At 56.7% G+C, this 23,882-nt stretch carries 29 protein-coding genes; 22 read left to right on the top strand and 7 right to left on the bottom strand.

Annotation, left to right across the window (positions count from 1 at the left end):
- Positions 1-26 precede the first annotated feature (26 nt).
- A complete protein-coding gene (crp, locus tag E0L16_RS12155) occupies positions 27-659 on the bottom strand; it encodes a cAMP-activated global transcriptional regulator CRP (RefSeq protein ID WP_000242758.1) in 633 nt (210 codons plus the stop codon).
- Positions 660-970: 311 nt separating this feature from the next.
- Between crp and E0L16_RS12150 the strand changes: the two genes are divergently transcribed.
- Entirely contained in the window at positions 971-1,375 is a 405-nt protein-coding gene (locus E0L16_RS12150) for an OsmC family protein (protein WP_063449490.1), read from the top strand.
- Positions 1,376-1,460: 85 nt separating this feature from the next.
- Here the strand turns inward: E0L16_RS12150 and E0L16_RS12145 are convergent, their stop codons facing one another.
- Genes E0L16_RS12145 through E0L16_RS12135 form a run of 3 tightly spaced genes read right to left on the bottom strand, consistent with a single transcriptional unit; the run spans position 1,461 to position 3,598 of the window.
- Positions 1,461-2,330 (bottom strand): phosphoribulokinase, encoded by an 870-nt coding sequence (locus tag E0L16_RS12145; RefSeq protein ID WP_063449489.1) that lies wholly within the window; start codon positions 2,328-2,330, stop codon positions 1,461-1,463.
- Positions 2,331-2,360: 30 nt separating this feature from the next.
- The gene (locus E0L16_RS12140; protein ID WP_003861664.1) at positions 2,361-2,579 is read right to left on the bottom strand and encodes a YheU family protein; all 219 of its coding nucleotides are present in this window, start codon (positions 2,577-2,579) and stop codon (positions 2,361-2,363) included.
- Positions 2,576-3,598, bottom strand: coding sequence for a hydrolase (locus E0L16_RS12135; RefSeq protein ID WP_063449488.1), 1,023 nt, complete (start codon positions 3,596-3,598; stop codon positions 2,576-2,578). The genes E0L16_RS12140 and E0L16_RS12135 overlap by 4 nt, the downstream gene beginning before the upstream one ends.
- Positions 3,599-3,826: 228 nt before the next feature.
- Between E0L16_RS12135 and mdcA the strand changes: the two genes are divergently transcribed.
- The 8 genes from mdcA to mdcH all read left to right on the top strand — a co-directional run bounded on the left by mdcA (position 3,827) and on the right by mdcH (position 10,873).
- Positions 3,827-5,482 (top strand): malonate decarboxylase subunit alpha, encoded by a 1,656-nt coding sequence (gene mdcA, locus E0L16_RS12130; protein ID WP_063449487.1) that lies wholly within the window; start codon positions 3,827-3,829, stop codon positions 5,480-5,482.
- On the top strand, positions 5,482-6,339 hold the full coding sequence (locus tag E0L16_RS12125) for a triphosphoribosyl-dephospho-CoA synthase (protein ID WP_063865768.1): 858 nt from the start codon (positions 5,482-5,484) through the stop codon (positions 6,337-6,339). Before mdcA ends, E0L16_RS12125 begins: the two co-directional genes overlap by 1 nt.
- Before the next feature lie 9 nt (positions 6,340-6,348).
- The gene (gene mdcC, locus E0L16_RS12120; RefSeq protein WP_015571419.1) at positions 6,349-6,648 is read left to right on the top strand and encodes a malonate decarboxylase acyl carrier protein; all 300 of its coding nucleotides are present in this window, start codon (positions 6,349-6,351) and stop codon (positions 6,646-6,648) included.
- Positions 6,641-7,474, top strand: a complete 834-nt coding sequence (locus tag E0L16_RS12115; protein WP_063865774.1) for a biotin-independent malonate decarboxylase subunit beta — start codon at positions 6,641-6,643, stop codon at positions 7,472-7,474. Before mdcC ends, E0L16_RS12115 begins: the two co-directional genes overlap by 8 nt.
- Positions 7,474-8,274, top strand: a complete 801-nt coding sequence (gene mdcE / locus E0L16_RS12110) for a biotin-independent malonate decarboxylase subunit gamma (protein ID WP_131637067.1) — start codon at positions 7,474-7,476, stop codon at positions 8,272-8,274. Before E0L16_RS12115 ends, mdcE begins: the two co-directional genes overlap by 1 nt.
- A 123-nt stretch (positions 8,275-8,397) precedes the next feature.
- Positions 8,398-9,357, top strand: coding sequence for an AEC family transporter (locus E0L16_RS12105; protein ID WP_131637008.1), 960 nt, complete (start codon positions 8,398-8,400; stop codon positions 9,355-9,357).
- 2 nt (positions 9,358-9,359) lie between these two features.
- Positions 9,360-9,977 (top strand): malonate decarboxylase holo-ACP synthase, encoded by a 618-nt coding sequence (locus E0L16_RS12100; RefSeq protein WP_107534038.1) that lies wholly within the window; start codon positions 9,360-9,362, stop codon positions 9,975-9,977.
- Positions 9,977-10,873 (top strand): malonate decarboxylase subunit epsilon, encoded by an 897-nt coding sequence (mdcH, locus tag E0L16_RS12095; RefSeq protein ID WP_131637007.1) that lies wholly within the window; start codon positions 9,977-9,979, stop codon positions 10,871-10,873. The genes E0L16_RS12100 and mdcH overlap by 1 nt, the downstream gene beginning before the upstream one ends.
- 85 nt (positions 10,874-10,958) lie before the next feature.
- On the opposite strand, the gene E0L16_RS12090 is transcribed toward mdcH, so the two are convergent.
- Together E0L16_RS12090 and E0L16_RS12085 are read right to left on the bottom strand one after the other, a co-directional pair.
- Positions 10,959-11,891, bottom strand: coding sequence for a LysR substrate-binding domain-containing protein (locus E0L16_RS12090; RefSeq protein ID WP_063865781.1), 933 nt, complete (start codon positions 11,889-11,891; stop codon positions 10,959-10,961).
- A 15-nt stretch (positions 11,892-11,906) separates the two neighbouring features.
- Positions 11,907-13,811 carry an ABC transporter ATP-binding protein gene (locus E0L16_RS12085; protein WP_131637006.1) on the bottom strand — a complete coding sequence of 635 codons (1,905 nt, stop codon included), beginning with the start codon at positions 13,809-13,811 and terminating at the stop codon, positions 11,907-11,909.
- Between the two features lie 132 nt (positions 13,812-13,943).
- Here E0L16_RS12085 and kefG point away from each other — a divergent pair, with 132 nt between their 5' ends.
- The 4 genes from kefG (at position 13,944) to slyD (ending at position 17,193) form a co-directional block, all read left to right on the top strand.
- Complete coding sequence (gene kefG / locus E0L16_RS12080) at positions 13,944-14,495, top strand: glutathione-regulated potassium-efflux system ancillary protein KefG (RefSeq protein WP_074160922.1); 552 nt, start codon at positions 13,944-13,946, stop codon at positions 14,493-14,495.
- Entirely contained in the window at positions 14,495-16,300 is a 1,806-nt protein-coding gene (gene kefB, locus E0L16_RS12075; RefSeq protein ID WP_063865786.1) for a glutathione-regulated potassium-efflux system protein KefB, read from the top strand. Before kefG ends, kefB begins: the two co-directional genes overlap by 1 nt.
- A 13-nt stretch (positions 16,301-16,313) precedes the next feature.
- Complete coding sequence (locus E0L16_RS12070; protein ID WP_003861689.1) at positions 16,314-16,514, top strand: YheV family putative zinc ribbon protein; 201 nt, start codon at positions 16,314-16,316, stop codon at positions 16,512-16,514.
- A gap of 94 nt (positions 16,515-16,608) precedes the next feature.
- Positions 16,609-17,193, top strand: a complete 585-nt coding sequence (gene slyD, locus E0L16_RS12065) for a peptidylprolyl isomerase (RefSeq protein ID WP_131637005.1) — start codon at positions 16,609-16,611, stop codon at positions 17,191-17,193.
- Positions 17,194-17,244: 51 nt separating this feature from the next.
- On the opposite strand, the gene E0L16_RS12060 is transcribed toward slyD, so the two are convergent.
- Entirely contained in the window at positions 17,245-17,463 is a 219-nt protein-coding gene (locus E0L16_RS12060; protein ID WP_063449475.1) for a protein SlyX, read from the bottom strand.
- Between the two features lie 238 nt (positions 17,464-17,701).
- Between E0L16_RS12060 and fkpA the strand changes: the two genes are divergently transcribed.
- The 9 genes from fkpA to E0L16_RS12015 all read left to right on the top strand — a co-directional run.
- A complete protein-coding gene (gene fkpA / locus E0L16_RS12055) occupies positions 17,702-18,520 on the top strand; it encodes an FKBP-type peptidyl-prolyl cis-trans isomerase (protein ID WP_107534032.1) in 819 nt (272 codons plus the stop codon).
- Between the two features lie 166 nt (positions 18,521-18,686).
- Positions 18,687-19,409: a helix-turn-helix transcriptional regulator gene (locus E0L16_RS12050; RefSeq protein WP_023333674.1), complete on the top strand. Its 723-nt coding sequence runs from the start codon at positions 18,687-18,689 to the stop codon at positions 19,407-19,409.
- Positions 19,409-19,795: a sulfurtransferase complex subunit TusD gene (gene tusD, locus E0L16_RS12045; protein WP_063865797.1), complete on the top strand. Its 387-nt coding sequence runs from the start codon at positions 19,409-19,411 to the stop codon at positions 19,793-19,795. Before E0L16_RS12050 ends, tusD begins: the two co-directional genes overlap by 1 nt.
- A complete protein-coding gene (gene tusC / locus E0L16_RS12040; RefSeq protein WP_131637004.1) occupies positions 19,795-20,154 on the top strand; it encodes a sulfurtransferase complex subunit TusC in 360 nt (119 codons plus the stop codon). The genes tusD and tusC overlap by 1 nt, the downstream gene beginning before the upstream one ends.
- Positions 20,155-20,161: 7 nt before the next feature.
- Positions 20,162-20,449 carry a sulfurtransferase complex subunit TusB gene (gene tusB, locus E0L16_RS12035; protein WP_063449471.1) on the top strand — a complete coding sequence of 96 codons (288 nt, stop codon included), beginning with the start codon at positions 20,162-20,164 and terminating at the stop codon, positions 20,447-20,449.
- Positions 20,450-20,573: 124 nt separating this feature from the next.
- Complete coding sequence (gene rpsL / locus E0L16_RS12030) at positions 20,574-20,948, top strand: 30S ribosomal protein S12 (RefSeq protein ID WP_000246815.1); 375 nt, start codon at positions 20,574-20,576, stop codon at positions 20,946-20,948.
- 96 nt (positions 20,949-21,044) lie between these two features.
- Positions 21,045-21,515, top strand: a complete 471-nt coding sequence (gene rpsG / locus E0L16_RS12025; protein WP_003861706.1) for a 30S ribosomal protein S7 — start codon at positions 21,045-21,047, stop codon at positions 21,513-21,515.
- Positions 21,516-21,611: 96 nt separating this feature from the next.
- The gene (gene fusA / locus E0L16_RS12020) at positions 21,612-23,726 is read left to right on the top strand and encodes an elongation factor G (RefSeq protein WP_063449470.1); all 2,115 of its coding nucleotides are present in this window, start codon (positions 21,612-21,614) and stop codon (positions 23,724-23,726) included.
- A 69-nt stretch (positions 23,727-23,795) separates the two neighbouring features.
- A partial coding sequence (locus E0L16_RS12015; RefSeq protein ID WP_002436303.1) for a GTP-binding protein occupies positions 23,796-23,882 on the top strand: 87 nt, incomplete at its 3' end.

Raw genomic sequence — 23,882 nt, 5'->3', positions numbered from 1 at the left:
TGCGGCGGCACGCCGTCTGACCGGAATTAACGGGTCCCGTAAACCACGATGGTTTTACCGTGGGCGGAGATCAGGTTCTGGTCTTCCAGCATCTTCAGGATACGGCCCACTGTTTCACGGGAGCAGCCGACAATCTGACCGATTTCCTGGCGGGTAATTTTAATTTGCATACCGTCAGGGTGGGTCATGGCGTCCGGCTGTTTCGCCAGGTTCAGCAGCGTCTGCGCGATACGACCGGTTACGTCCAGGAAAGCAAGGTTACCCACCTTCTCAGAGGTCACTTGCAGACGGCGTGCCATCTGGGAAGAAAGACGCATCAGGATGTCAGGGTTGACCTGAATCAGCTGACGGAATTTCTTGTAAGAAATTTCAGCCACTTCACATGCTGTTTTTGCACGAACCCAGGCGCTACGTTCCTGGCCTTCTTCAAACAGGCCCAGTTCACCGATAAAATCGCCCTGGTTCAGATAAGAAAGGATCATCTCTTTCCCTTCTTCATCTTTGATCAGCACGGCCACCGAGCCTTTAACGATGTAATACAACGTTTCCGCTTTTTCACCCTGGTGAATCAGCGTGCTCTTTGATGGGTACTTATGAATGTGGCAATGAGACAAGAACCATTCGAGAGTCGGGTCTGTTTGCGGTTTGCCAAGCACCATGCGCTGTTATCCTCTGTTATAAGCTGTCACCAGAGTCATAAGATGCATCCGGACTCTGGGGTTGCAATCGAATTCTTACCCATACCCTGGGAAGTCGGCTGTCGTAACGTTTCGCAGCCAGTAAAGTTTGATGTCCTCTGCATACATGTGTAACGTCAATGTATTACTGTAGCATCCAGAGTGTTTTAGCATAGCTTTCGCTGCGTGTCTCCTGGTGTCTCGCTTCAGCATGACGCAGGTCGCCTTCCGTTGCGAGAAATGTAACGTACACGTAATCTGTCATAAAAAATGCAACGTTGGAGTGAGTGAATATGCAAGCGCGTGTGAAATGGGTTGAAGGGTTAACGTTCCTGGGCGAGTCGGCCTCCGGGCACCAGGTTTTGATGGACGGTAACTCAGGCGATAAAGCCCCAAGCCCGATGGAAATGGTGCTGATGGCGGCAGGGGGATGCAGCGCGATCGACGTGGTGTCGATCCTGCAAAAAGGCCGTCATGACGTGACCGATTGTGAAGTGAAGCTGACGTCAGAACGTCGCGAAGAGGCGCCACGCCTGTTCACGCACATCAATCTGCATTTTGTTGTCACCGGGAAAGCGCTGAAAGACGCGGCGGTGTCACGCGCGGTGGATCTCTCAGCGGAGAAGTACTGCTCCGTGGCGTTGATGCTGGAGAAAGCGGTAAACATCACCCATTCGTATGAAGTGATCGAGGCTTAATCTTTTGGCGGGTGGCGCTTCGCTGACTCGCCCTACAAAAGAATGACCGTAGGCCCGGTAAGCGCAGCGCCACCGGGCAAAAAAATCACGCGATCTGCTTCCCTTCCATCAGCCGCTGCACCAGCGGCGTCATGATCAGCTCCATCGCCAGCCCCATTTTTCCGCCCGGCACCACTAACGTATTCATGTGCGAAATAAACGAGCCTTGCAGCATCGCCAGCAGCCAGGGGTAATCGATGCCTTCCAGGTTGCGGAAGTGGATCACCACAAAGCTTTCGTCCAGCGAGGGAATGCTTTTCGCGGCGAACGGGTTAGAGGTATCCACGGTGGGCACGCGCTGGAAGTTAATGTGGGTGCGGGAGAACTGTGGCGTCAGGAAGTTGATGTAATCTTCCATGGAGCGCACCACCGAGTCCATCACCGCTTCACGCGAGTGGCCGCGCTCGCTGATGTCGCGCGTCAGCTTCTGGATCCACTCAAGGTTTACAATCGGCACCACCCCTACCAGCAAATCCACGTGGCGCGCCACGTCGTGCTGAGGCGTCACCACGCCGCCGTGCAACCCTTCGTAAAACAGCACGTCAGTCGGTTCCGGCAGCGGCTGCCAGGGCGTGAACGTGCCGGGTACCTGGTTCCAGGGAACGGCTTCATCGTAGGTGTGCAGATACTTGCGGGACTGTCCGGTGCCGCTTTGCCCGTATTCGCGGAAGGTTTGCTCCAGCAGGCCGAAGTCATTCGCCTCCGGACCAAAGTAGCTGATGTGTTTACCCAGATCGCGCGCCTTGCGGATGGCCATGTCCATCTCCGGGCGCGTGTAGCGGTGAAAGCTGTCGCCCTCTACCTCTGCCGCCCGTAAATTCAGCTGTGCGAAGATCTTGCGGAAGGCGAGGCTGGTGGTGGTGGTTCCCGCCCCGCTCGAACCCGTAACGGCAATAACCGGATGTCTGGCAGACATAGCAACTCCCTGACTGGAAAAGTTTTAAGATCAGCCATGAAACGCGTTGCGGGGCATGATATTGACCGTCTCATGCAGTTCGGACCATACCAGCACCACGTCGCCGCTTTTAAGCTGGCGCTTAACATCGTTGACCTTTTGTTCAAGCGAACGTTCATGTTCACCATAATCGGTGCCTTCGCGCAAGACAAAGCTTTCAATCAGATTATCGAGCGTTTCGGGAGAGAGATCCTGCCAGGGAATAATCATTTTTTACCGTCCAGATAAGCCGTTAACCAGTCGGGAATACGCGTCTCAAGCCACATTTTAGGCCGACGCAGCGTGCCGCCAACAAAGCCGACGTGTCCGCCAAACTCGGTAAGCTGATACTGCACGTTGGCCGGCAGATAATCGGGCGCGGGGATCGAGTGATGATCCATAAACGGATCGTCTTTGGCGTGGATAATCAGCGTGGGTTTCGTGATTTGATTCAGTAAAGGCATGGCGCTGCACTGACGGTAATAGTCGATTGCATCGGCAAAGCCGTGAATTTTCGAGGTGATCAAATCATCAAACTCGCGCAGGCGCTTCACGCGTTTGAGCTGTTGCAGCGTCACAGGCAGCGTATCCGGGTAGGCCTTTAGCTTGCGCGCGGCGTTGGCTTTCAGCAGGTTGAGCAGGTAACGCTGGTAGACTCGCGAAAACCCCTTTTCCATATGATAGCTGCACTGCTCAAGCATAAATGGCGCAGAGACAATAACCGCCGCATCCAGCGGTACGGCGTCGCTCTCTTTCGCCAGCAGGCAGGCCAGCATATTGCCGCCCAGCGAATATCCCACCGCTGCCGTTGGCGCGGCGCCAAAACGGTCTCTCAGCCAGCGCAGAAACCAGGTGCCGTCCTCGGTTTCACCGGAGTGATAGATGCGTTTCTGGCGATTCGGCTCGCCGCTGCATCCGCGAAAGTGCATCACGACCCCAAGCCAGCCGCGGGCTTTCGCCGCCTCGATGAGGCCGTGGGCGTAAGGGCTGTGCAGGCTACCTTCCAGACCGTGAAACACCACCAGACGAGGTTTATGTTTGGCCCGCTCCGGATCTTCGCTCCAGGCAAGATCCAAAAAGTCGCCATCCGGCAAATCCAGGCGTTGCCAGTGAGGGGCGAACCGTACCTTGCGCCGGATCAGGCGCGGCAGCATGGTTTGCAGGTGGGGGTTAGCCACCCCGCGCATGGGCACAAACTCTGCGCTCTCTTCGGCTGCAATGTCGAAGTCTGAGGGAATGATTTGGGTCATAGGGACGATGCTGATTCTTGTCAGTAATTAACTATACCTTCCGGATTGTACCCCGTTTAGCCCGTTTTTCCGAAATATGAACTGATCCCGATCACATTTCCTTACCTTGTTTATTACTCTCAGGCTAATGATTCCGTCCTACGCTTAATTGATGCCTTTCTCACCAGAGCGCACACTTTACTCAACGTCAGGCAAATCAGAATGATGTGCTGAATCAGGAGGTTAATAATGTTATCTGGGCAAACTCCCACCCGGCAATGGAACACCCGACGCACTGAGAAAGCGCGTCGTCTGGCATCCGTACCGGTACAGGGCAAGGTACTGCCAACGGGCGATCTTGTCGCCATGCTGGAAAAACTGATCGCACCAGGCGACAAAGTCGTTCTGGAAGGTAATAACCAGAAGCAGGCGGATTTCCTTTCCCGTTCACTGGCGGAAGTGAACCCGCAAATCGTACATGACCTGCATATGATCATGCCGAGCGTGGGCCGCAGCGAACATCTGGACATCTTTGAGAAAGGTATCGCCCGCAAGCTGGACTTCTCCTTCTCCGGTACGCAAAGCCTGCGCATTTCGCAGCTGCTGGAAGATGGTCAGCTCGAAATCGGGGCGATCCACACCTACATCGAACTCTATTCACGTCTCTACGTTGACCTGTCGCCAAACGTGGCGCTGATTGCCGGTTTTAAAGCGGACCGCAAAGGCAACCTCTATACCGGGGCGAGTACCGAAGATACCCCGGCGCTGGTAGAAGCTGCCGCGTTCCACGACGGTATCGTCATCGCACAGGTGAACGAACTGGTGGACGACGAGTGCGACCTGCCGCGCGTCGATATCCCGGGCTCGTGGATCGATTACGTGGTGGTGGCGGACAAGCCGTTCTTTATTGAACCGCTCTTCACCCGCGACCCGCGCCTCATCAAACAGGAACATATCCTGATGGCGATGATGGCAATTAAAGGCATCTACGCGGAGCACCAGGTGCAGTCCCTGAACCACGGGATCGGCTTTAACACCGCGGCGATTGAGCTGCTGCTGCCAACCTACGGCGAACAGCTCGGGCTCAAAGGCAAAATCTGTAAACACTGGACCCTGAACCCGCATCCAACGCTGATCCCCGCCATCGAAAGCGGCTGGGTGGAGAGCGTCCACTGCTTCGGCGGCGAGCTGGGGATGGAAGAGTACATCCGCGCCCGTCCGGACGTGTTCTTTACCGGTGCAGACGGCTCTATGCGCTCTAACCGCGCCTTCTGCCAGCTGGCAGGTCAGTACGCGGTGGATATGTTTATCGGCTCTACGCTACAGGTTGATGGTTACGCGAACTCCTCAACCGTGACCCGCGGTCGTCTCTCCGGCTTCGGTGGCGCGCCAAACATGGGCCACGATCCGCACGGTCGTCGCCACGCCACGCCGGCCTGGCTGAACATGATCACCGAGCCGGACCCAATGCAGCGCGGTAAAAAGCTGGTCGTGCAGATGGTGGAAACTTTCCAGGCGGGCGTGAAGCCAACCTTCGTGGAAAAACTCGACGCCGTAGACGTGGCGAAAGCCTCCGGTATGCCGCTGGCGCCGGTCATGATTTACGGTGATGACGTCACTCACGTACTGACGGAAGAGGGGATTGCGTACCTCTACCGGGCGAAAGATCTGGAAGAGCGTCGCGCGATGGTCGCCGCCGTGGCGGGTATTACCGATATCGGTCTGGGCGTGGATGCCAAACGCGTGGCGGAACTTCGCCAGAGCGGGAAGGTGGTTTATCCCGAAGATATGGGTATTCGCCGCACCGACGCCACCCGCTCTCTGCTGGCCGCAGGCAGCGTGTCCGACCTCGTTGAGTGGTCCGGCGGTCTGTATAACCCACCTGCGAAATTCCGGAGCTGGTAATGAAACTTCTGCCCCAGATTCAGGTTGAAGGCGGTGCCGAATGGCTGGCGCGAACCGCCACGCAGTGTCTGATTGACGAAGCACGCTTAAGCCCGAAACCCGGTCTGGTGGACAGCCGGGGGAACGGCGCGCACCACGATTTATCGCTTGCGCTGATGGAGCGTTCCGCCCACAGCCTGACCCCCACGTTTCAGGCGCTGGCGCAGCAGAGCTGGCAGCGTCCGGCGGATATTGCCCTCAGGCAAACCGTTGGCCGCCTGGGTCGCGAAGGTGAACGGCAGATGATGGCCGCTACCGACGGCGTGAATACGCACCGTGGCGCGATCTGGGCTTTAGGACTGCTGGTGAGCGCGGTGGCGATGCTGGGCGGTGATGCCAGCGCGCAGGCCGTCGCGAACACCGCCGCGCAGCTGGCGAAACTGCCGGACGACGCGGCACCAAAAGTGTTCAGCAAAGGGTTACGCGCCACGCACCGCTATCGCGTGCCGGGCGCGCGTGAAGAGGCTCAGCAGGCGTTTCCGCACGTTATGCAGCGCGCGCTGCCGCAGCTTCGCCTCAGCCGTTTCAACGGCAGCAGCGAAACGCACGCCAGGCTTGACGCGCTGATGGCGATCATGACCTCGCTCACCGATACCTGCGTGCTGTCGCGCGCCGGCATGGAGGGGCTGGACGCCATGCAGAACGGTGCCCGTGCGGTGCTGAACGCCGGAGGATGCGCAACGCTTGCCGGGCAGCAGGCGCTGGCGCGGTTAGACCGTCAGATGCTGACGCTCAACGCCTCGCCGGGCGGTGCCGCAGACCTGCTTGCCGCCACGCTGTTTCTTGACCGCATCGAAACGCCCTATTCAAAGCATTAAGAGGATGTTATGGAAAAAATTACATTGACCGTGCCCGCCAGCCGCGAAGTAAGCGGCAGGGCGCTGGCAGGGGTAGTCGGTTCCGGGGATATGGAGGCGCTTTTCACCGCCGAACCGGGCCAGACCTTAACCATTGATATCACCACCTCCGTCGACAACAGCCGCGGACGCTGGGAGGCGTTGTTCAACCGCCTGCAAACCGTCAGCAGCCTGCCCGCAGGCAAACTGACCATCCACGATTTCGGCGCGACGCCGGGCGTGGCGCGCATTCGTATCGAACAGGTCTTTGAAGGGGTGAATCATGCGTGATGACAGCAGCTTTATCGAACTAAAAGCGCGCCAGCGTGCGCAGGCATTGCTTGACGACGGCAGCTACCGCGAACTGCTGGATCCGTTTGAAGGCATTATCTCTCCATGGCTTGGGCCACAGGGGATTGTTCCTCAGTCCGATGACGGCATGGTGGTCGCGAAAGGGACCATCAACGGCCAGCCTGCGGTAGTCGTGGCGATTGAAGGCACCTTCCAGGGCGGCAGCATGGGCGAAGTGTCCGGCGCCAAAATGGCGGCGGCGCTGGAGCTGGCGGCGGAAGATAACCGCAACGGCATTCCGACTCAGGCGGTACTGTGCCTCGAAACCGGTGGCGTACGTTTGCAGGAAGCCAACCTTGGCCTGGCGGCGATTGCTGATATCCACGCCGCGATCGTTGACCTGCGTCGCTATACCCCGGTCGTCGGGATTGTCGCCGGGACCGTAGGTTGCTTCGGCGGGATGTCTATCGCCGCGGCGCTGTGCAGCTACCTGATTGTGACCCGCGAAGCGCGTCTTGGCCTCAACGGCCCGCAGGTTATTGAGCAGGAAGCGGGCATTGAAGAGTACGACTCCCGCGACCGTCCGTTTATCTGGAGCATGACCGGCGGCGAAGTGCGCTATGAAAGCGGGCTGGTGGACGCGCTCGTCGGCGACGGCGTGAACGCGGTGAAAGCCGCGATGAACGAGGCCATCGCCAAAGGCGTACCGGCGAAACATCGCACCGATAACTACGACGATTACCTGAACCGTCTGACGAATTTCGACACCCGCAAACAGGCCGATGCCGAACAGATTAAAGCGCTTTTTGCCCGGGAGGTGAAATGATGAGTACTTCAATAAGCCGTGGCGAACTCTGGCTGGAAACCCTCGCCCCTAACGCCAAACGTCTGGAAGGGTTATGCCCGTCCGTGCAGGCGGCAGACGCCGAGCTGAACGGTGAAACGGTGCGCTTTGTCGCCGTGGTGCCGGACGCCAACAACCACTTCCCGCGCGCGGCGCAAGGGGAAGTCGGCCTGCTGGAAGGCTGGACGCTGGCAAAAGTGGTCAGCGAAACCGTAGCCGCTGACGCTGATAAAGCCGTGAAGCGCCCGATTGTGGCGGTGATCGACGTCCCAAGCCAGGCCTATGGCCGTCGCGAAGAGGCGTTTGGTATCCACCAGGCGCTGGCCGGAGCCGCTGCCGCCTACGCCAACGCGCGTTTAGCGGGGCATCCGGTGATTGGTCTTATCGTCGGTAAGGCCATGTCCGGCGCGTTTCTGGCGCACGGCTACCAGGCTAACCGCCTGATTGCCTTTAACGATAAAGGCGTGCTGATCCACGCGATGGGCAAAGAGTCTGCGGCGCGCATTACGCTGCGTACCGTAGAGGCGCTGGAAAAACTGGCGGCAACCATTCCGCCAATGGCGTACGACATCAGCAACTACGCCACGCTGGGGCTGCTTTCTGACCTGCTGGACATCAGCAATCCGGATGCCCCTTCCGATAACGATCTGACGCTGGTGAAAACCACCCTGCAACAGGCCATCAGTGACGCTCGTCAGGACACCACGTTGAAAAACCGTCTGGGTGCTGACAACCGCCGCAGCTCGGCGCTCGTACGTGAACGCATGCGAGCCAGCTGGTAAGTAACAAGAGACCTGCCAGATGCATCACCCCGTGGGCGCACCCGCTGCGTCCACGCGGGGAGCTGCATCCTGAAAATAATAAACATCGCGCCAGTGCTTAAACTTTTTTACTACAGGTGATTTATGACTTACGTAATTGTTCATGCTCTTGCACCGATTTTCGTCATCATGCTGCTGGGATTCTGGGCCGGTAAGGCAAAGATGGTCGATAACAAAAATGTTTCCCTGCTCAATATCTTCGTTATGGATTTTGCACTCCCTGCCGCGCTGTTCAGCGCCACCGTGCAAACCCCGTGGACCGGCATTGTGGCGCAGTCGCCGCTGATCCTGGTTCTCACTCTGGCGATGTGGATCACCTATGCGGCCATCTACTTCCTCGCCACCAACGTCTTTAAAAAATCCCCGCAGGATGCGGCCGTGCTGACGCTGACCGTCGCCCTGCCAAACTATGCGGCGCTCGGCCTGCCGATTCTGGGCAGCGTGCTGGGTGAAAGTTCTTCTACTTCACTCTCCGTGGCGGTCTCCATCGCCTGTGGTTCGGTGCTGATGACCCCGTTCTGCCTGCTGATTCTGGAGCGTGAGAAAGCCCGCGCCGAAGGCAATAACTCCGGTTCAACGCTTTCTATGCTGCCGGTGCTGATGTGGCGTTCCATTAAAAAACCGATCGTGATGGGCCCGCTGCTGGGTGTGATCCTGTCCGCTATCGGCATCACAATGCCGGAGCTGGTACTGGCGGCGATTAAACCGCTGGGACTGTCCGCGACCGCTGCGGCGCTGTTCCTGACCGGGGTGATCCTCTCCGCGCGTAAGCTTCAGATCAACACTATGGTGATCACCTCCACCATCGCTAAACTGCTGATCCAGCCAGCGATTGCCTGGGGTATCGTCTTGATCTTCGGTCTGCACGGCTCCGTGGCGATCACCGCCATCCTGATGATTGCGCTGTCCGCGGGCTTCTTCGGCGTCGTGTTCGGTAACCGCTTTGGCGTGCAGTCGCCGGATGCAGAAGCCGTGCTGCTGTTGAGCTCCGTACTGTGTATCCTGTCGCTGCCGCTGTTTATTTCGCTGACTTCAGGAATGTAATCATGACCACAACATTACGCCCCCACGACCTTATCTGGCTTACCGCGCGTGACGCGCTGGAAGGCGTCACCGACTCCTGGGTGGACGCGGCCTGGCATACCGGGCTGCCGGTAGTGGTACGGCGTGATGTTGATAGTGAAGGCCGTATTCCCGTTGGCGTGCGCGGTTTGCGTCGCGACCAGCGTGCGGCCGGATGGGTGAAGCCCGGGAACGTGCTGCGCGTGGTTTCGCCTGAAGATTTGTGCGTCACCGCCGATCTGCTGCGTTCGCCGTTTGTCACTCAGCCGCCGGTTCAGGTGGCGCTCCAGCTTGCTCAGCAGTCGTGGCCGTGGACGTGGGGGATAACCGGCAGTACGGGTTACGCGCTGGCGACCGGTATTCCGGTGATCCACGCCGACAGCGATCTCGATCTGCTCATCCGCGCTCCGCACGCCGTGTCACCTGACGCGTTTACCGGCTGGCAGGCTCAGCTTGGCCGCGCGCTGTGCCGGGCGGATACGCAGGTGGATACGCCCGAGGGCGGATTCGCGCTGGCGGAATGGTTACGCGATGGCAAAACGCTGCTGAAAACCCGCCGTGGACCGCGCCTGGTGGCGGATCCATGGCACAGGGAGGAGTAATGAAAATACTGTTTACCTTTCCGGGGCAGGGCACCCAGCATGAAGGTATGCTGCAAAACCTGCCGGGAACGGAGCTGGGGCAGGCTCGTGCTGTGCTGGGGGCGGAAGTCGATACCCTGGACAGCGCAGCCTCGCTGACCCATACCCGCGCGGTTCAGCTTTCACTGTTAATTGCCGGCGTGTCCTGGGCGCGCGAGCTGGAGCGTCGCGGCGTGTCGCCGGATATCGTCAGCGGTTTATCGATTGGCGCTTATCCCGCGGCGGTAGTGGCGGGCGCGCTGGCGTTTACGGACGCGCTGAAGCTGGTGGCGCTGCGTGGCGATCTGATGGAGCAGGCGTATCCGCACGGCTACGGCCTGACGGCGATAATGGGGTTGACCCTGCCGCAGGTGGAAAACCTTATCCAGGGAACAGGAACCTATATCGCAAATCTGAATGCCGAAACGCAGATCGTTATAGCCGGAACCGATGACGGCATGGCGCAGGTAGCCGAACGCGCGCTGGCGAAGGGTGCGAGCAAGGCCAAACGGCTGGCGGTAAGCGTGCCGTCGCACTGCGAGCTGCTGGCGGAACCGGCGCAGAAGCTGGTGGCGGCGTTTGAATCGGTCACGCTTTCACGCCCCCGCTGCGCATACCTGAGCGGCAGTACCGGGCGCGTGCTCTGGCAGCCAGAGAAAATTGCCGATGACCTGGCGATGAACATGGCGCGCACCGTGCGCTGGCAGGAGGCAGTCATTTCCGCCAATGAACGCGAAGCGCGGCTGGCGATTGAGATGCCGCCAGGGGGCATATTGACCTGCCTGACGCGTCAGGCGGCCTGGGAAGGGGAATCCATTTCGCTGGAGCGCAGCGGGGTGGACGTGGCGGTGCATCTGGCAGGGCGGCTTCAGCGGTGAGTTTGATGCCCGGTGGCGGCTGCGCCTTACCGGGCCTACAATCCGGGAGTAGGCCCGGTAAGCGTAGCGCTACCGGGCAATAACATCAGGCACCATCCTGCAAACTGCGGGCATACATTCGCCCTTCAGCGGCCAGCGCCCGCAGGCTGGGATCCTGCTCGCGGTTGCGGGCAAAGACGATCGCAATCAGCTGCTGCATCTGGTACGGCTGCGCCAGCTTTAACAGCTGCACCGAATTTTCGTACACTTTCTTCATCCTGCCCGGCATTAGCGTAAACCCGACCCCTGCCTGCACCAGGCTCAGCATCGAGAAGATATCGTTCACCCGCGTCACAATATCCGGCTCGAAGCCAGCGATATGAAACGCTTCCTGAAACCCCGCATACGTGGCGAACCCTTCCGCGAGGGCGACGAACTTCCGATCTTTATAGTCGCGCAGATCGGCGGGGCCGCTGGTATTGAGCGTGGCAGAGGCCGGTGCGGCAAGGAAAATATCGTCGTGGAACAGCGGCAGCACTTCGAGGCTGTTACGGTCGATATCGCTTTCGGAGATAGAGATTAAAATCGCGTCCAGCGACCCTTCATCCAGCATGTGCAGCAAGGTTTCGTTAGATCCCATCGTGAGATCCATCTCCAGATCCGGACGGCGCAGCTTCATGCCCATGATCAGGCGCGGCACGGTTTCCAGCGTCAGCGAGTAGAGCGTGCCGACGCGTAACCGCCCCTGACCAATGCCGGCGACCTTGCGCGACTCTTCCAGCCCGCGCTCCATCACCTGCATCACCTCCTGGCAATACTCCAGCAGCGTCCACGCCGAGGGGAGGGCAATCAGGTTGCGCCCTTTGTGGGTAAAGAGCGGGCAGCGGACGTTCTCTTCCAGAGTATGCAGCGCCCGGTGCACGCTGACGCCGCTCAGGCCGAGCGTTTCGGCGGTACGCGCGATATTGCCCTTCTCCATGAACGTCATGAAGATGCTGAGCTTACGGAACGTAATCTCGCTCGTGGTATCGAAACCCATAACCCTCCCGGCGTGTTAGTCGGCTTGCAGCATCGCTTCCAGCTGTTCCTGCGCGTCCAGCCAGGCCATTTCGCACTCTTCGAGGCTGGATTTGGCTTTCGCCTGCGTTTGCAGGCAGTCCGTTAGCTCCGCTTTACAGCGCTGATCGTACAGGTCGCTGTCGCCCAGCTTCTCTTCAACGGCGGCAAGCGTGGCGTTGAGCTTTTCCATCTCTTTTTCGAGACGGGCAATCTCTTTACGCAGCGGCTGAGTCTGGGTGCGCAGCTCCGCTTCACGGCGCTTCTGGTCTTTGCGCGCCTGCGCGCTGTTGGCGTTGTATTTCGCTGACTCTTCCGGCTGGTTTTCCTGCTTCTGCACGTCCGTCAGCCACTGCTGATAATCTTCCAGATCGCCGTCGAACGGCTCCACTTTGCCGCCGTGCACCAGGTAGAGATCGTCGGTGGTGGAGCGGATCAGGTGGCGATCGTGCGACACGACAACCAGCGCCCCTTCGAACTCAATCAGCGCTTCGGTCAGCGCCTGACGCATGTCGAGATCCAGGTGGTTGGTCGGTTCGTCGAGCAGCAGCAGGTTTGGACGCTGCCAGACGATCAGCGCCAGCACCAGGCGGGCTTTTTCACCGCCCGAGAAACGCGCGGTGTTTTCAGTGACCTTATCGCCCTGGAAGCCGAAGCCGCCGAGGTAGTCGCGCAGCTTTTGCTCCATTTCCTGCGGGGCCAGGCGAGCCAGGTGCTGAATTGGCGATTCATCCGCGCGTAAAAATTCCAGCTGATGCTGGGCGAAGTAGCCAAGCTTAATGCCCTTCGCCAGGCCGATTTCGCCGCTGACCGGGTTAAGCTCGCCCGCCAGCAGCTTGATCAGCGTGGATTTACCGGCGCCGTTACGCCCCAGCAGACCAATGCGTGAACCCGGCACCAGGTTAAGCTTAATAGAGTCGAGAATAATGCGATCGCCATAGCCTGCGCTCACTTTTTCCATTTTCAGCAGCGGGTTCGGCAGGCTCTCCGGCTCGCGGAAACTGAAGTGGAACGGGTTATCCACGTGCGCGGGGGCGATCATCTCCATGTGTTCCAGCATCTTGATGCGGCTCTGCGCCTGCTTGGCTTTTGACGCCTTAGCCTTGAAGCGATCCACAAAGCTTTGCAGGTGCGCTACGCGCTGCTGCTGGCTTTCATACATCGCCTGCTGCTGGGCAAGGCGCGTCGCGCGCTGGCGTTCGAAGGAGCTGTAGTTGCCGGTGTACTCGAACATGCTTTGCTGTTCGATATGAATAATTTTATCCACCACCGGATCGAGGAAGTCGCGGTCGTGGGAGATCAGAATCAGAGTGCCCTGATAGCTCTTAAGCCACTTCTCCAGCCAAATAACCGCATCGAGATCGAGGTGGTTGGTCGGTTCATCGAGCAGCAGGAGGTCGGAGCGGCAGATCAGCGCCTGCGCCAGGTTGAGGCGCATACGCCAGCCGCCCGAGAAGTCGCTGACCGGGCGTTCAAGCTGTTCGTTGCTGAAGCCCAGACCGTGCAGCAGGCTGGAGGCGCGGGAGCGAATGGTCCAGGCGTCGATGGCGTCCAGCTTGCCATGAACGGTGGCGATGGCGTGGCCGTCGTTGCGCTCGTTGGCGGCATTGAGCTCCGCTTCGAGCCTGCGGTATTCGCGGTCGCCGTCGATAACATAGTCGAGTGCGGGTTCGCTCAGCGCAGGCGTCTCCTGGTTCACCCAGGCAAGCTGCCAGTTGCCCGGGAAGGTAAAGTTCCCGCCATCCGCGCTTATCTCGTTTTTCAGCAGCGCCAGCAGGGTGGATTTACCGCAGCCGTTTTTGCCGACCAGCCCCACCTTCAGGCCCGGGTTGATGGTAGCAGTCGCGTTATCCAGCAGGACGCGCACGCCGCGACGAATTTGTAACGAGGAGAAAACAATCATAGAAGCGCCGTATGTTCCGACTATGTTAATTTGTCATTATGATAATGTAAGGTGTGGGCCATTTTCCCCACCGGGCCGCCATGGTAGCCCAAAACGACAACAATACACAAAAACAGAACCGGGAGGGGAGTGATGTCTCAGACAGCGAAAGTGCTGCTGCTGTATGCCCATCCGGAATCTCAGGACTCGGTGGCGAACCGGGTGCTGCTTAAGCCGGCCACACAGCTCAGTAACGTCACGGTGCACGATCTCTACGCGCACTATCCTGATTTTTTTATCGATATTCCTTACGAGCAGGAACTGCTGCGTCAGCATGACGTGATTGTGTTCCAGCATCCGCTCTATACCTACAGCTGTCCGGCGCTGCTCAAAGAGTGGCTGGACCGCGTGCTGAGCCGGGGCTTTTCCAGCGGGGTGGGAGGCAACCAGCTGGCGGGAAAGTACTGGCGGAGCGTCATTACCACCGGTGAGCCGGAAAGTGCTTACCGTCACGACGGGCTGAACCGTTATCCCATGAGCGACATCCTGAGGCCGTTCGAGCTGACGGCGGCGATGTGCCGCATGCACTGGATGAGCCCGATTATTGTTTACTGGGCGCGGCGGCAGGAACCAAAGGCGCTGGCGAGCCATGCCAGAGCCTACGGAGAATGGCTGGCATCACCGATACCGGCGGGAGGACGCTAATGGACGGTTCGAATTTACTCCTTGCCGGGGTGCTGTTTTTGTTTGCCGCCGTGGTCGCCGTGCCGCTTGCCGCGCGTCTCGGCATCGGCGCGGTGCTGGGCTATTTGCTGGCGGGGATCGCCATTGGCCCCTGGGGGCTGGGGTTCATCAGCGATGTGGATGAAATTCTCCACTTCTCCGAGCTGGGCGTGGTGTTCCTGATGTTCATCATCGGTCTTGAGCTGAACCCCTCCAAGCTATGGCAATTGCGGCAATCTATTTTTGGCGTCGGGGCGGCGCAGGTGTTACTCAGCGCCGCCATTCTGGCGGGCCTGCTGATGCTGACGCAGTTTTCCTGGCAGGCGGCGGTGATTGGCGGGATCGGTCTTGCGATGTCGTCGACGGCGATGGCGCTACAGCTGATGCGCGACAAGGGGATGAACCGCAACGAGGCGGGGCAGCTGGGCTTTTCGGTGCTGTTGTTCCAGGATTTAGCGGTGATCCCGGCGCTGGCGCTGGTGCCGCTGCTGGCAGGCTCAGGAGACGATCATTTCGACTGGATGAAAATCGCCATGAAGGTGCTGGCCTTCGCGGGCATGCTGATTGGCGGACGGTTTTTACTGCGCCCGGTATTCCGGTTCATTGCCGCATCCGGCGTGCGCGAGGTATTTACCGCCGCAACGCTGCTGCTGGTGCTCGGCTCGGCGCTGTTCATGGATGCCCTCGGGCTGTCGATGGCGCTCGGGACGTTTATCGCCGGGGTGCTGCTTGCGGAAAGTGAGTACCGCCACGAGCTGGAGACCGCCATCGATCCGTTTAAGGGGCTGCTGTTAGGGCTATTCTTTATTTCGGTGGGCATGGCGCTCAACCTCGGCGTGCTCTATACCCATCTGCTGTGGGTCGTGATGAGCGTGGCGGTGCTGGTCGCGGTGAAAACGCTGGTGCTGTATGTTCTGGCGAGAATTTACGGGCTGCGCAGCTCGGAAAGAATGCAGTTCTCCAGCGTGTTAAGCCAGGGTGGAGAGTTTGCATTTGTGCTGTTTTCCACGGCGTCGTCTCAGAAGCTGTTCAAAGATGACCAGATGGCGCTGCTGCTGGTGACGGTAACGCTGTCGATGATGACCACGCCGCTGCTGATGAAGCTGGTGGATAAACTGCTGTCGCGCCGCCTGAACCCGGCAACCGATGAAGATGAAACTCCGTGGGTGGAGGACGATAAGCCGCAGGTGATCGTCGTGGGCTTTGGCCGCTTCGGACAGGTGATTGGCCGTCTGTTGATGGCGAACAAAATGCGCATCACGGTGCTGGAGCGCGATATCAGCGCGGTCAATCTTATGCGCAAATACGGTTATAAGGTCTACTACGGCGATGCGACGCAGCTTGAGCTGTTGCGCTCGGCGGGAGCGGAGGCCGCGGAGTCCATCATTATCACCTGCAACGATCCGGAAGACACCATGAAGCTGGTGGAGCTGTGCCAGCAGCATTTCCCGCATCTGCATATTCTGGCGCGTGCCCGCGGACGTGTTGAAGCTCACGAACTTTTGCAGGCGGGTGTGAAACACTTCTCCCGTGAAACGTTTTCCAGTGCGCTGGAGTTGGGGCGTAAGGCGCTTATCTCGCTTGGGATGCATCCTCACCAGGCCCAGCGGGCCCAGATGCATTTCCGCCGGCTGGATATGCGCATGCTGCGCGAGCTCATGCCCGTGCACAGCGACACGGCGCAGATCTCCCGCGTGCGGGAAGCGCGTCGCGAGCTGGAGGAGATCTTCCAGCGTGAAATGCAGCAGGAACGACGCCAGCTCGACGGCTGGGATGAATTTGAATAAAGGGTAACGAAAGATGGCTGTACGTAAACGCTTTATCGCGGGCGCAAAATGCCCGTCCTGCCAGGCGCAAGATACGCTGGCCATGTGGCGCGAAAATAATATCGATATCGTTGAATGTGTTAAGTGCGGCCACCAGATGCGTGAGGCCGACAAAGAAGCCCGCGATCACGTTCGCAAAGAAGAGCAAGTGATCGGCATTTTTCATCCAGACTAGCGATATGCTCTGAGTTTTTTTAAGCTTAAGGGTACACGGGTGCAGATTTCCGCTACAATCTGCGCCAGTAATTTTCCCACGCTCAGGAGATATCATGAAAGTAGCAAAAGACCTGGTGGTCAGCCTGGCCTATCAGGTACGTACAGAAGACGGTGTGTTGGTTGATGAGTCTCCGGTGAGTGCGCCGCTGGACTACCTGCATGGTCACGGTTCCCTGATTTCCGGCCTGGAAACTGCGCTGGAAGGCCATGAAGTTGGCGACAAATTCGACGTTGCTGTAGGCGCGAACGACGCTTACGGTCAGTATGACGACAACCTGGTTCAGCGCGTTCCTAAAGACGTGTTCATGGGCGTTGACGAGTTGCAGGTTGGCATGCGCTTCCTGGCTGAAACTGACCAGGGTCCGGTTCCTGTTGAAATCACTGAAGTTGAAGACGACCACGTTGTGGTTGACGGCAACCACATGCTGGCTGGCCAGAACCTGAAGTTCAACGTAGAAGTTGTTGCTATCCGTGAAGCAACCGAAGAAGAGCTGGCTCATGGCCACGTTCACGGTGCGCACGGTCACGACCACGATCACGGCCATGACGGCTGCTGCGGTGGTCACGGCCACGACCATGGTCACGACCACGACCACGGTAAAGGTGGTTGCGGTAACGGCGGTTGCGGTTGCCACTGATTCCGTACTGCGGAAAATAAAAAAGCGGGATAATCCCGCTTTTTTTACGCCTCAATAATGAGGTGGTGGCGTCTCTTCCGACTGAGAGGCAATATTCGACGGCTGCGTGGCCTTCAGCTTTTCCGTCAGCAGGCGCATATGATCGCGCAGTTTTGCCATTTCAAGCTCATGGGCCGTTACGGTCTGGTTCAGTTCTTCGATGGTGATGTCCTGAAAAGCCAGGCGGCTTTCCAGCTCAGCCAGTCTCGCTTCGATCATTGTATCCTTCATCATTCACCTCGTTTATATCTCATACGCCATAATGGGCCAGCGGCGGCGAAGTGTAGCTGACTTTTTCCTTAAGTACAGTATCCATCTCCCTGACAAGAAACTTATTTAAACAAAAATAGTCTGAAAAGAGGCGACAATAGGGGGAGTCTGTCTGTAGATTTCTTCCACAACGTTTTATAGTACGTCACTCATTTACGTTTAACACTGGGGTGAGAGACCTCAGGTCCTGGAGATATGGATGAAATCACTGTTTAAAGTTACGCTGCTGGCGACCACGATGGCCGTTGCGCTCAACGCGCCACTGTCTTTCGCTGCTGATACTGCTGCGAAGCCTGCTGCGACTACAGACAGCAAAGCGGCATTCAAAAATGACGACCAGAAATCCGCCTACGCACTTGGCGCGTCTCTGGGTCGTTACATGGAAAACTCTCTGAAAGAACAAGAGAAGCTGGGCATCAAACTGGACAAAAACCAGCTGATCGCCGGTGTTCAGGATGCGTTCGCCGACAAGAGCAAGCTCTCTGATCAGGAAATCGAGCAGACTCTGCAAGCGTTTGAAGCGCGTGTGAAAGGCGCCGCTCAAACCAAGATGGAAGCAGACGCTAAAGATAACGAAGCGAAAGGCAAAGCCTACCGCGACAAGTTTGCTAAAGAGAAAGGCGTTAAAACGTCTTCTACCGGCCTGATCTATAAAGTTGAGAAAGAAGGGACCGGCGACGCGCCTAAAGACAGCGACACCGTTGTGGTGAACTACAAAGGTACGCTGATCGACGGTAAAGAGTTCGATAACTCTTACACCCGCGGTGAGCCTCTCTCCTTCCGTCTGGACGGTGTGATCCCGGGCTGGACTGAAGGCCTGAAGAACATCAAGAAAGGCGGTAAGATCAAGCTGGTCATTCCACCAGACCTGGCTTACGGCAAAACGGGCGTTCCGGGCATCCCGGCTAACTCTACGCTGGTATTTGACGTAGAACTGCTGGACATCAAACCGGCTCCGAAAGCGGATGCGAAAGCAGACGCACCGGCTGACGATAAAGCCGCAGCAGCCAAGAAGTAATGCTGAGAAAAACCGCCGCCTGCCAGGCGGCGGTTTTTTTTATGTGGGGCAGATATAATTAACACTGGAAAGCGTTATACACGCTGTATTAATTTAGTTGTCCGTGTAGATAATGAGCCTGCCCTGAAAACCTAACGACAGGCTCCTGAAAAGGAGTGTTTTTTTCATGTCCAGGTCGCTTTTAACCAACGAAACCAGTGAACTTGATTTGCTGGATCAACGTCCATTTGACCAGACCGACTTCGATATTCTGAAATCCTACGAAGCGGTAGTGGACGGGTTAGCGATGCTCATTGGTTCCCACTGCGAAATCGTATTGCATTCCCTGCAAGATCTTAAGTGTTCCGCTATCCGCATTGCGAACGGTGAGCACACTGGCCGTAAAATTGGTTCGCCAATCACCGACCTTGCATTGCGTATGTTGCATGACATGACCGGCGCGGACAGCAGCGTCTCAAAATGCTATTTCACCCGCGCCAAAAGCGGCGTGCTGATGAAATCAGAAACTATCGCGATTCGAAACCGCGACCACCGGGTTATCGGGTTGCTGTGCATCAACATGAACCTTGATGTGCCCTTCTCTCAAATCATGAGCACCTTCATTCCGCCAGAAACACCGGATGTGGGCTCGTCGGTGAACTTTGCTTCCTCTGTTGAGGATCTCGTGACCCAGACGCTGGAGTTCACCATTGAAGAGGTGAATGCCGATCGCAACGTATCCAACAACGCCAAGAATCGTCAGATCGTCCTGAACCTCTATGAGAAAGGGATTTTTGATATCAAAGATGCAATCAACCAGGTAGCCGATCGCCTGAATATCTCTAAACACACGGTTTACCTTTATATTCGCCAGTTCAAAAGCGGCGATTTCCTGGGGCAAGACAAGTAATGCGCTTTGCGTTAATGGTGACGGGCCCGGCGTACGGAACCCAGCAGGCCAGCAGCGCGCTACAGTTTGCCCATGCGCTGCTTGATGCCGGTCATGAACTGGCAAGCGTCTTCTTCTATCGTGAAGGAGTGTATAACGCGAACCAGTTTACCTCTCCGGCAAGCGATGAGTTTGACCTTGTGCGCGCCTGGCAAAAATTAAACGAAACGCAGGGCGTTGAGCTGCATATCTGCGTCGCCGCGGCACTGCGTCGCGGTGTGGCGGATGCGACCGAAGCCGAACGCCTCGGTCTGGCGGGGGCCAACCTGCAACCGGGCTTTTCGCTCAGCGGATTAGGTGCATTGGCACAGGCCGCGTTGACCTGCGACAGAGTGGTGCAATTTTGATGAAGCGCGTAGCGTTTGTGTTTACTTCTGCGCCGCACGGCAGCGCTTCAGGTCGCGAAGGGCTGGATGCATTGCTCGCGACATCGGCATTAACCGAAGATATCGGCGTGTTCTTTATAGGCGATGGCGTATTCCAGCTTCTGGGCGGCCAACAGCCGCAGGCTATTCTCGCGCGCGATTACATTGCGACCTTTAAGGTCCTGCCGCTCTATGACATTGAAACCTTCTATGTGTGTGCCGACTCGCTGGCCGCTCGTGGGTTAAACGAGAATACATCGTTCGTGCTGGACGTGACGATCCTCGCCTCTACGGCGCTGCGCGAACATCTCTCTCACTACGATACCGTTCTGACTTTCTGAGGCCGTCATGCTCCATACCCTGAGCCGTTCACCGTGGCAATGCGATATCGACACGTTACTGAGCATGCTGCGCGAAGGCGACGATCTGCTGCTGATTCAGGATGGCGTGCTGGCGGCGCTTGAAGGCAGCCGTTTTGTTGAAATCCTCAGTAATGCCCCCATAACTGTCTCTGCGCTGAAGGACGATCTGGATGCGCGGGGTCTTTCTGGTCAAATTTCAGCCAAAATTGACGTGGTTGGCTATACTGATTTCGTCAATCTTACTGTGACGCATGCCAGTCAAATGAACTGGTGATTTGAGATCGCTGTATATTTCTTGACACCTTTTCGACGTAGCCCTAAAATTTCGCGTCCTCATATTGTATGAGGTCGTTTTATTACGTGTTTACGAAGCAAAAGCTAAAACCAGGAGCTATTTAATGGCAACAGTTAACCAGCTGGTACGCAAACCACGTGCACGCAAAGTTGCAAAAAGCAACGTGCCTGCGCTGGAAGCCTGCCCGCAGAAACGTGGTGTATGTACTCGTGTATATACCACCACTCCTAAAAAACCAAACTCCGCACTGCGTAAAGTATGCCGTGTGCGTTTGACTAACGGTTTCGAAGTGACTTCCTACATCGGTGGTGAAGGTCACAACCTTCAGGAGCACTCCGTGATCCTGATCCGTGGCGGTCGTGTTAAAGACCTTCCGGGTGTTCGTTACCACACCGTTCGTGGTGCGCTGGACTGCTCAGGTGTTAAAGACCGTAAGCAGGCTCGCTCCAAGTACGGCGTGAAGCGTCCTAAGGCTTAATGGTTCTCCGTTAAGTAAGGCCAAACTGATTTATCTTAATGTCAAACTAAACTCGTAGAGTTTTGGACAATCCTGAATTAACAACGGAGTAATCCCATGCCACGTCGTCGCGTCATTGGTCAGCGTAAAATTCTTCCAGATCCGAAATTCGGATCAGAACTGCTGGCAAAATTTGTAAATATCCTGATGGTAGATGGTAAAAAATCTACCGCAGAAGCAATCGTATACAGCGCGCTGGAGACCCTGGCTCAGCGTTCTGGTAAAAATGAACTGGAAGCTTTCGAAGTCGCTCTCGACAACGTGCGCCCGACTGTAGAAGTTAAGTCTCGCCGCGTTGGTGGTTCTACTTATCAGGTTCCAGTTGAAGTTCGTCCGGTTCGTCGTAATGCTCTGGCAATGCGTTGGATCGTTGAAGCTGCTCGTAAACGCGGTGATAAATCCATGGCTCTGCGTCTGGCGAACGAACTTTCTGATGCTGCGGAAAACAAAGGTACCGCAGTTAAGAAACGTGAAGACGTTCACCGTATGGCAGAAGCCAACAAGGCGTTCGCACACTACCGTTGGTAATCCCTTCGGAGTCGTAGTCACCAGGCGGGCGCTTCAGAGAAGCCGCCCGCTCTGGGTAACTTAACTGAACGCCTAAAGATATAAACGAGGAATCAAATGGCTCGTACAACACCCATCGCACGCTACCGTAACATCGGTATCAGTGCGCACATCGACGCCGGTAAAACCACTACTACCGAACGTATTCTGTTCTACACCGGTGTAAACCATAAAATCGGTGAAGTTCATGACGGCGCTGCCACCATGGACTGGATGGAACAGGAGCAGGAGCGTGGTATTACTATCACCTCCGCAGCGACTACTGCTTTCTGGTCAGGTATGGCTAAGCAGTACGAACCGCATCGCGTAAACATCATCGACACCCCAGGGCACGTTGACTTCACCATCGAAGTAGAACGTTCCATGCGTGTTCTTGACGGCGCGGTAATGGTTTATTGCGCAGTTGGTGGTGTTCAGCCACAGTCTGAAACCGTATGGCGTCAGGCGAACAAATATAAAGTTCCACGCATCGCGTTCGTTAACAAAATGGACCGTATGGGTGCTAACTTCCTGAAAGTTGTTGGCCAGATCAAAACCCGTCTGGGCGCGAACCCTGTTCCGCTTCAGCTGGCAATTGGTGCTGAAGAAGGTTTCACCGGCGTTATCGACCTGGTGAAAATGAAAGCGATCAACTGGAACGAAGCAGATGCGGGCGTTACCTTCGAATACGAAGATATCCCGGCAGAGATGCAGGACCTGGCTGACGAATGGCACCAGAACCTGATCGAATCCGCAGCAGAAGCTTCTGAAGAGCTGATGGAGAAATACCTGGGTGGTGAAGAACTGACTGAGCAAGAGATCAAATCTGCTCTGCGTCAGCGCGTTCTGAACAACGAAATCATCCTGGTAACCTGTGGTTCTGCGTTCAAGAACAAAGGTGTTCAGGCAATGCTGGATGCGGTAGTTGACTACCTGCCATCCCCGGTTGACGTTCCTGCGATCAACGGCATCCTGGACGACGGTAAAGATACTCCGGCTGAGCGTCACGCAAGTGATGACGAGCCGTTCTCTGCACTGGCGTTCAAAATTGCTACCGACCCATTCGTGGGTAACCTGACCTTCTTCCGCGTTTACTCTGGTGTGGTTAACTCCGGTGACACCATCCTGAACTCCGTGAAAGCGGCGCGTGAACGTTTTGGCCGTATCGTACAGATGCACGCTAACAAACGTGAAGAGATCAAAGAAGTTCGTGCGGGCGACATCGCTGCTGCTATCGGTCTGAAAGACGTGACTACTGGTGACACCCTGTGTGACCCGGATCACCCAATCATTCTGGAGCGTATGGAATTCCCAGAGCCGGTAATCTCCATCGCGGTTGAACCAAAAACCAAAGCTGACCAGGAAAAAATGGGTCTGGCTCTGGGCCGTCTGGCGAAAGAAGACCCATCATTCCGCGTATGGACTGATGAAGAATCTAACCAGACCATCATCGCTGGTATGGGTGAACTGCACCTGGACATCATCGTTGACCGTATGAAACGTGAATTCAACGTTGAAGCGAACGTGGGTAAACCTCAGGTTGCTTACCGCGAAGCGATTCGCGCGAAAGTTACCGATGTTGAAGGTAAACACGCTAAGCAGTCTGGTGGTCGCGGTCAGTACGGTCACGTTGTGATCGACATGTACCCACTGGAGCCGGGCTCTAACCCTAAAGGTTACGAGTTCATCAACGACATCAAAGGTGGTGTAATTCCTGGCGAATACATCCCTGCCGTTGATAAAGGCATCCAGGAGCAGCTGAAAGCTGGTCCTCTGGCTGGTTACCCGGTTGTAGACATGGGTGTTCGTCTGCACTTCGGTTCTTACCACGACGTTGACTCCTCTGAACTGGCGTTTAAACTGGCTGCGTCTATTGCCTTTAAAGAAGGCTTTAAGAAAGCAAAACCAGTTCTGCTTGAGCCAATCATGAAGGTTGAAGTAGAAACTCCGGAAGAGAACACCGGTGACGTTATCGGTGACTTGAGCCGTCGTCGCGGTATGCTGCGTGGTCAGGAATCCGAAGTAACTGGCGTTAAGATCCACGCTGAAGTTCCGCTGTCTGAAATGTTCGGATATGCAACTCAGCTGCGTTCTCTGACCAAAGGTCGTGCATCATACACTATGGAATTCCTGAAGTATGATGATGCGCCGAACAACGTTGCTCAGGCCGTTATCGAAGCCCGTGGTAAGTAATCCACAGGATTAAAACCTAAGTCCCGTGCTCTCTCCGAAGGGGAGAGCACTATAGTAAGGAATATAGCCGTGTCTAAAGAAAAATTTGAACGTACAAAACCGCACGTCAACGTTGGTACTATCGGCCACGTTGACCATGGTAAAACTACCCTGACT

The sequence above is a fragment of the Enterobacter quasihormaechei genome, from assembly GCF_004331385.1.
GTDB lineage: Bacteria > Pseudomonadota > Gammaproteobacteria > Enterobacterales > Enterobacteriaceae > Enterobacter > Enterobacter quasihormaechei.
The sequence above is the reverse complement of the archived record's forward strand: the minus strand, read 5'-3'. Positions and strand labels throughout refer to the sequence as shown.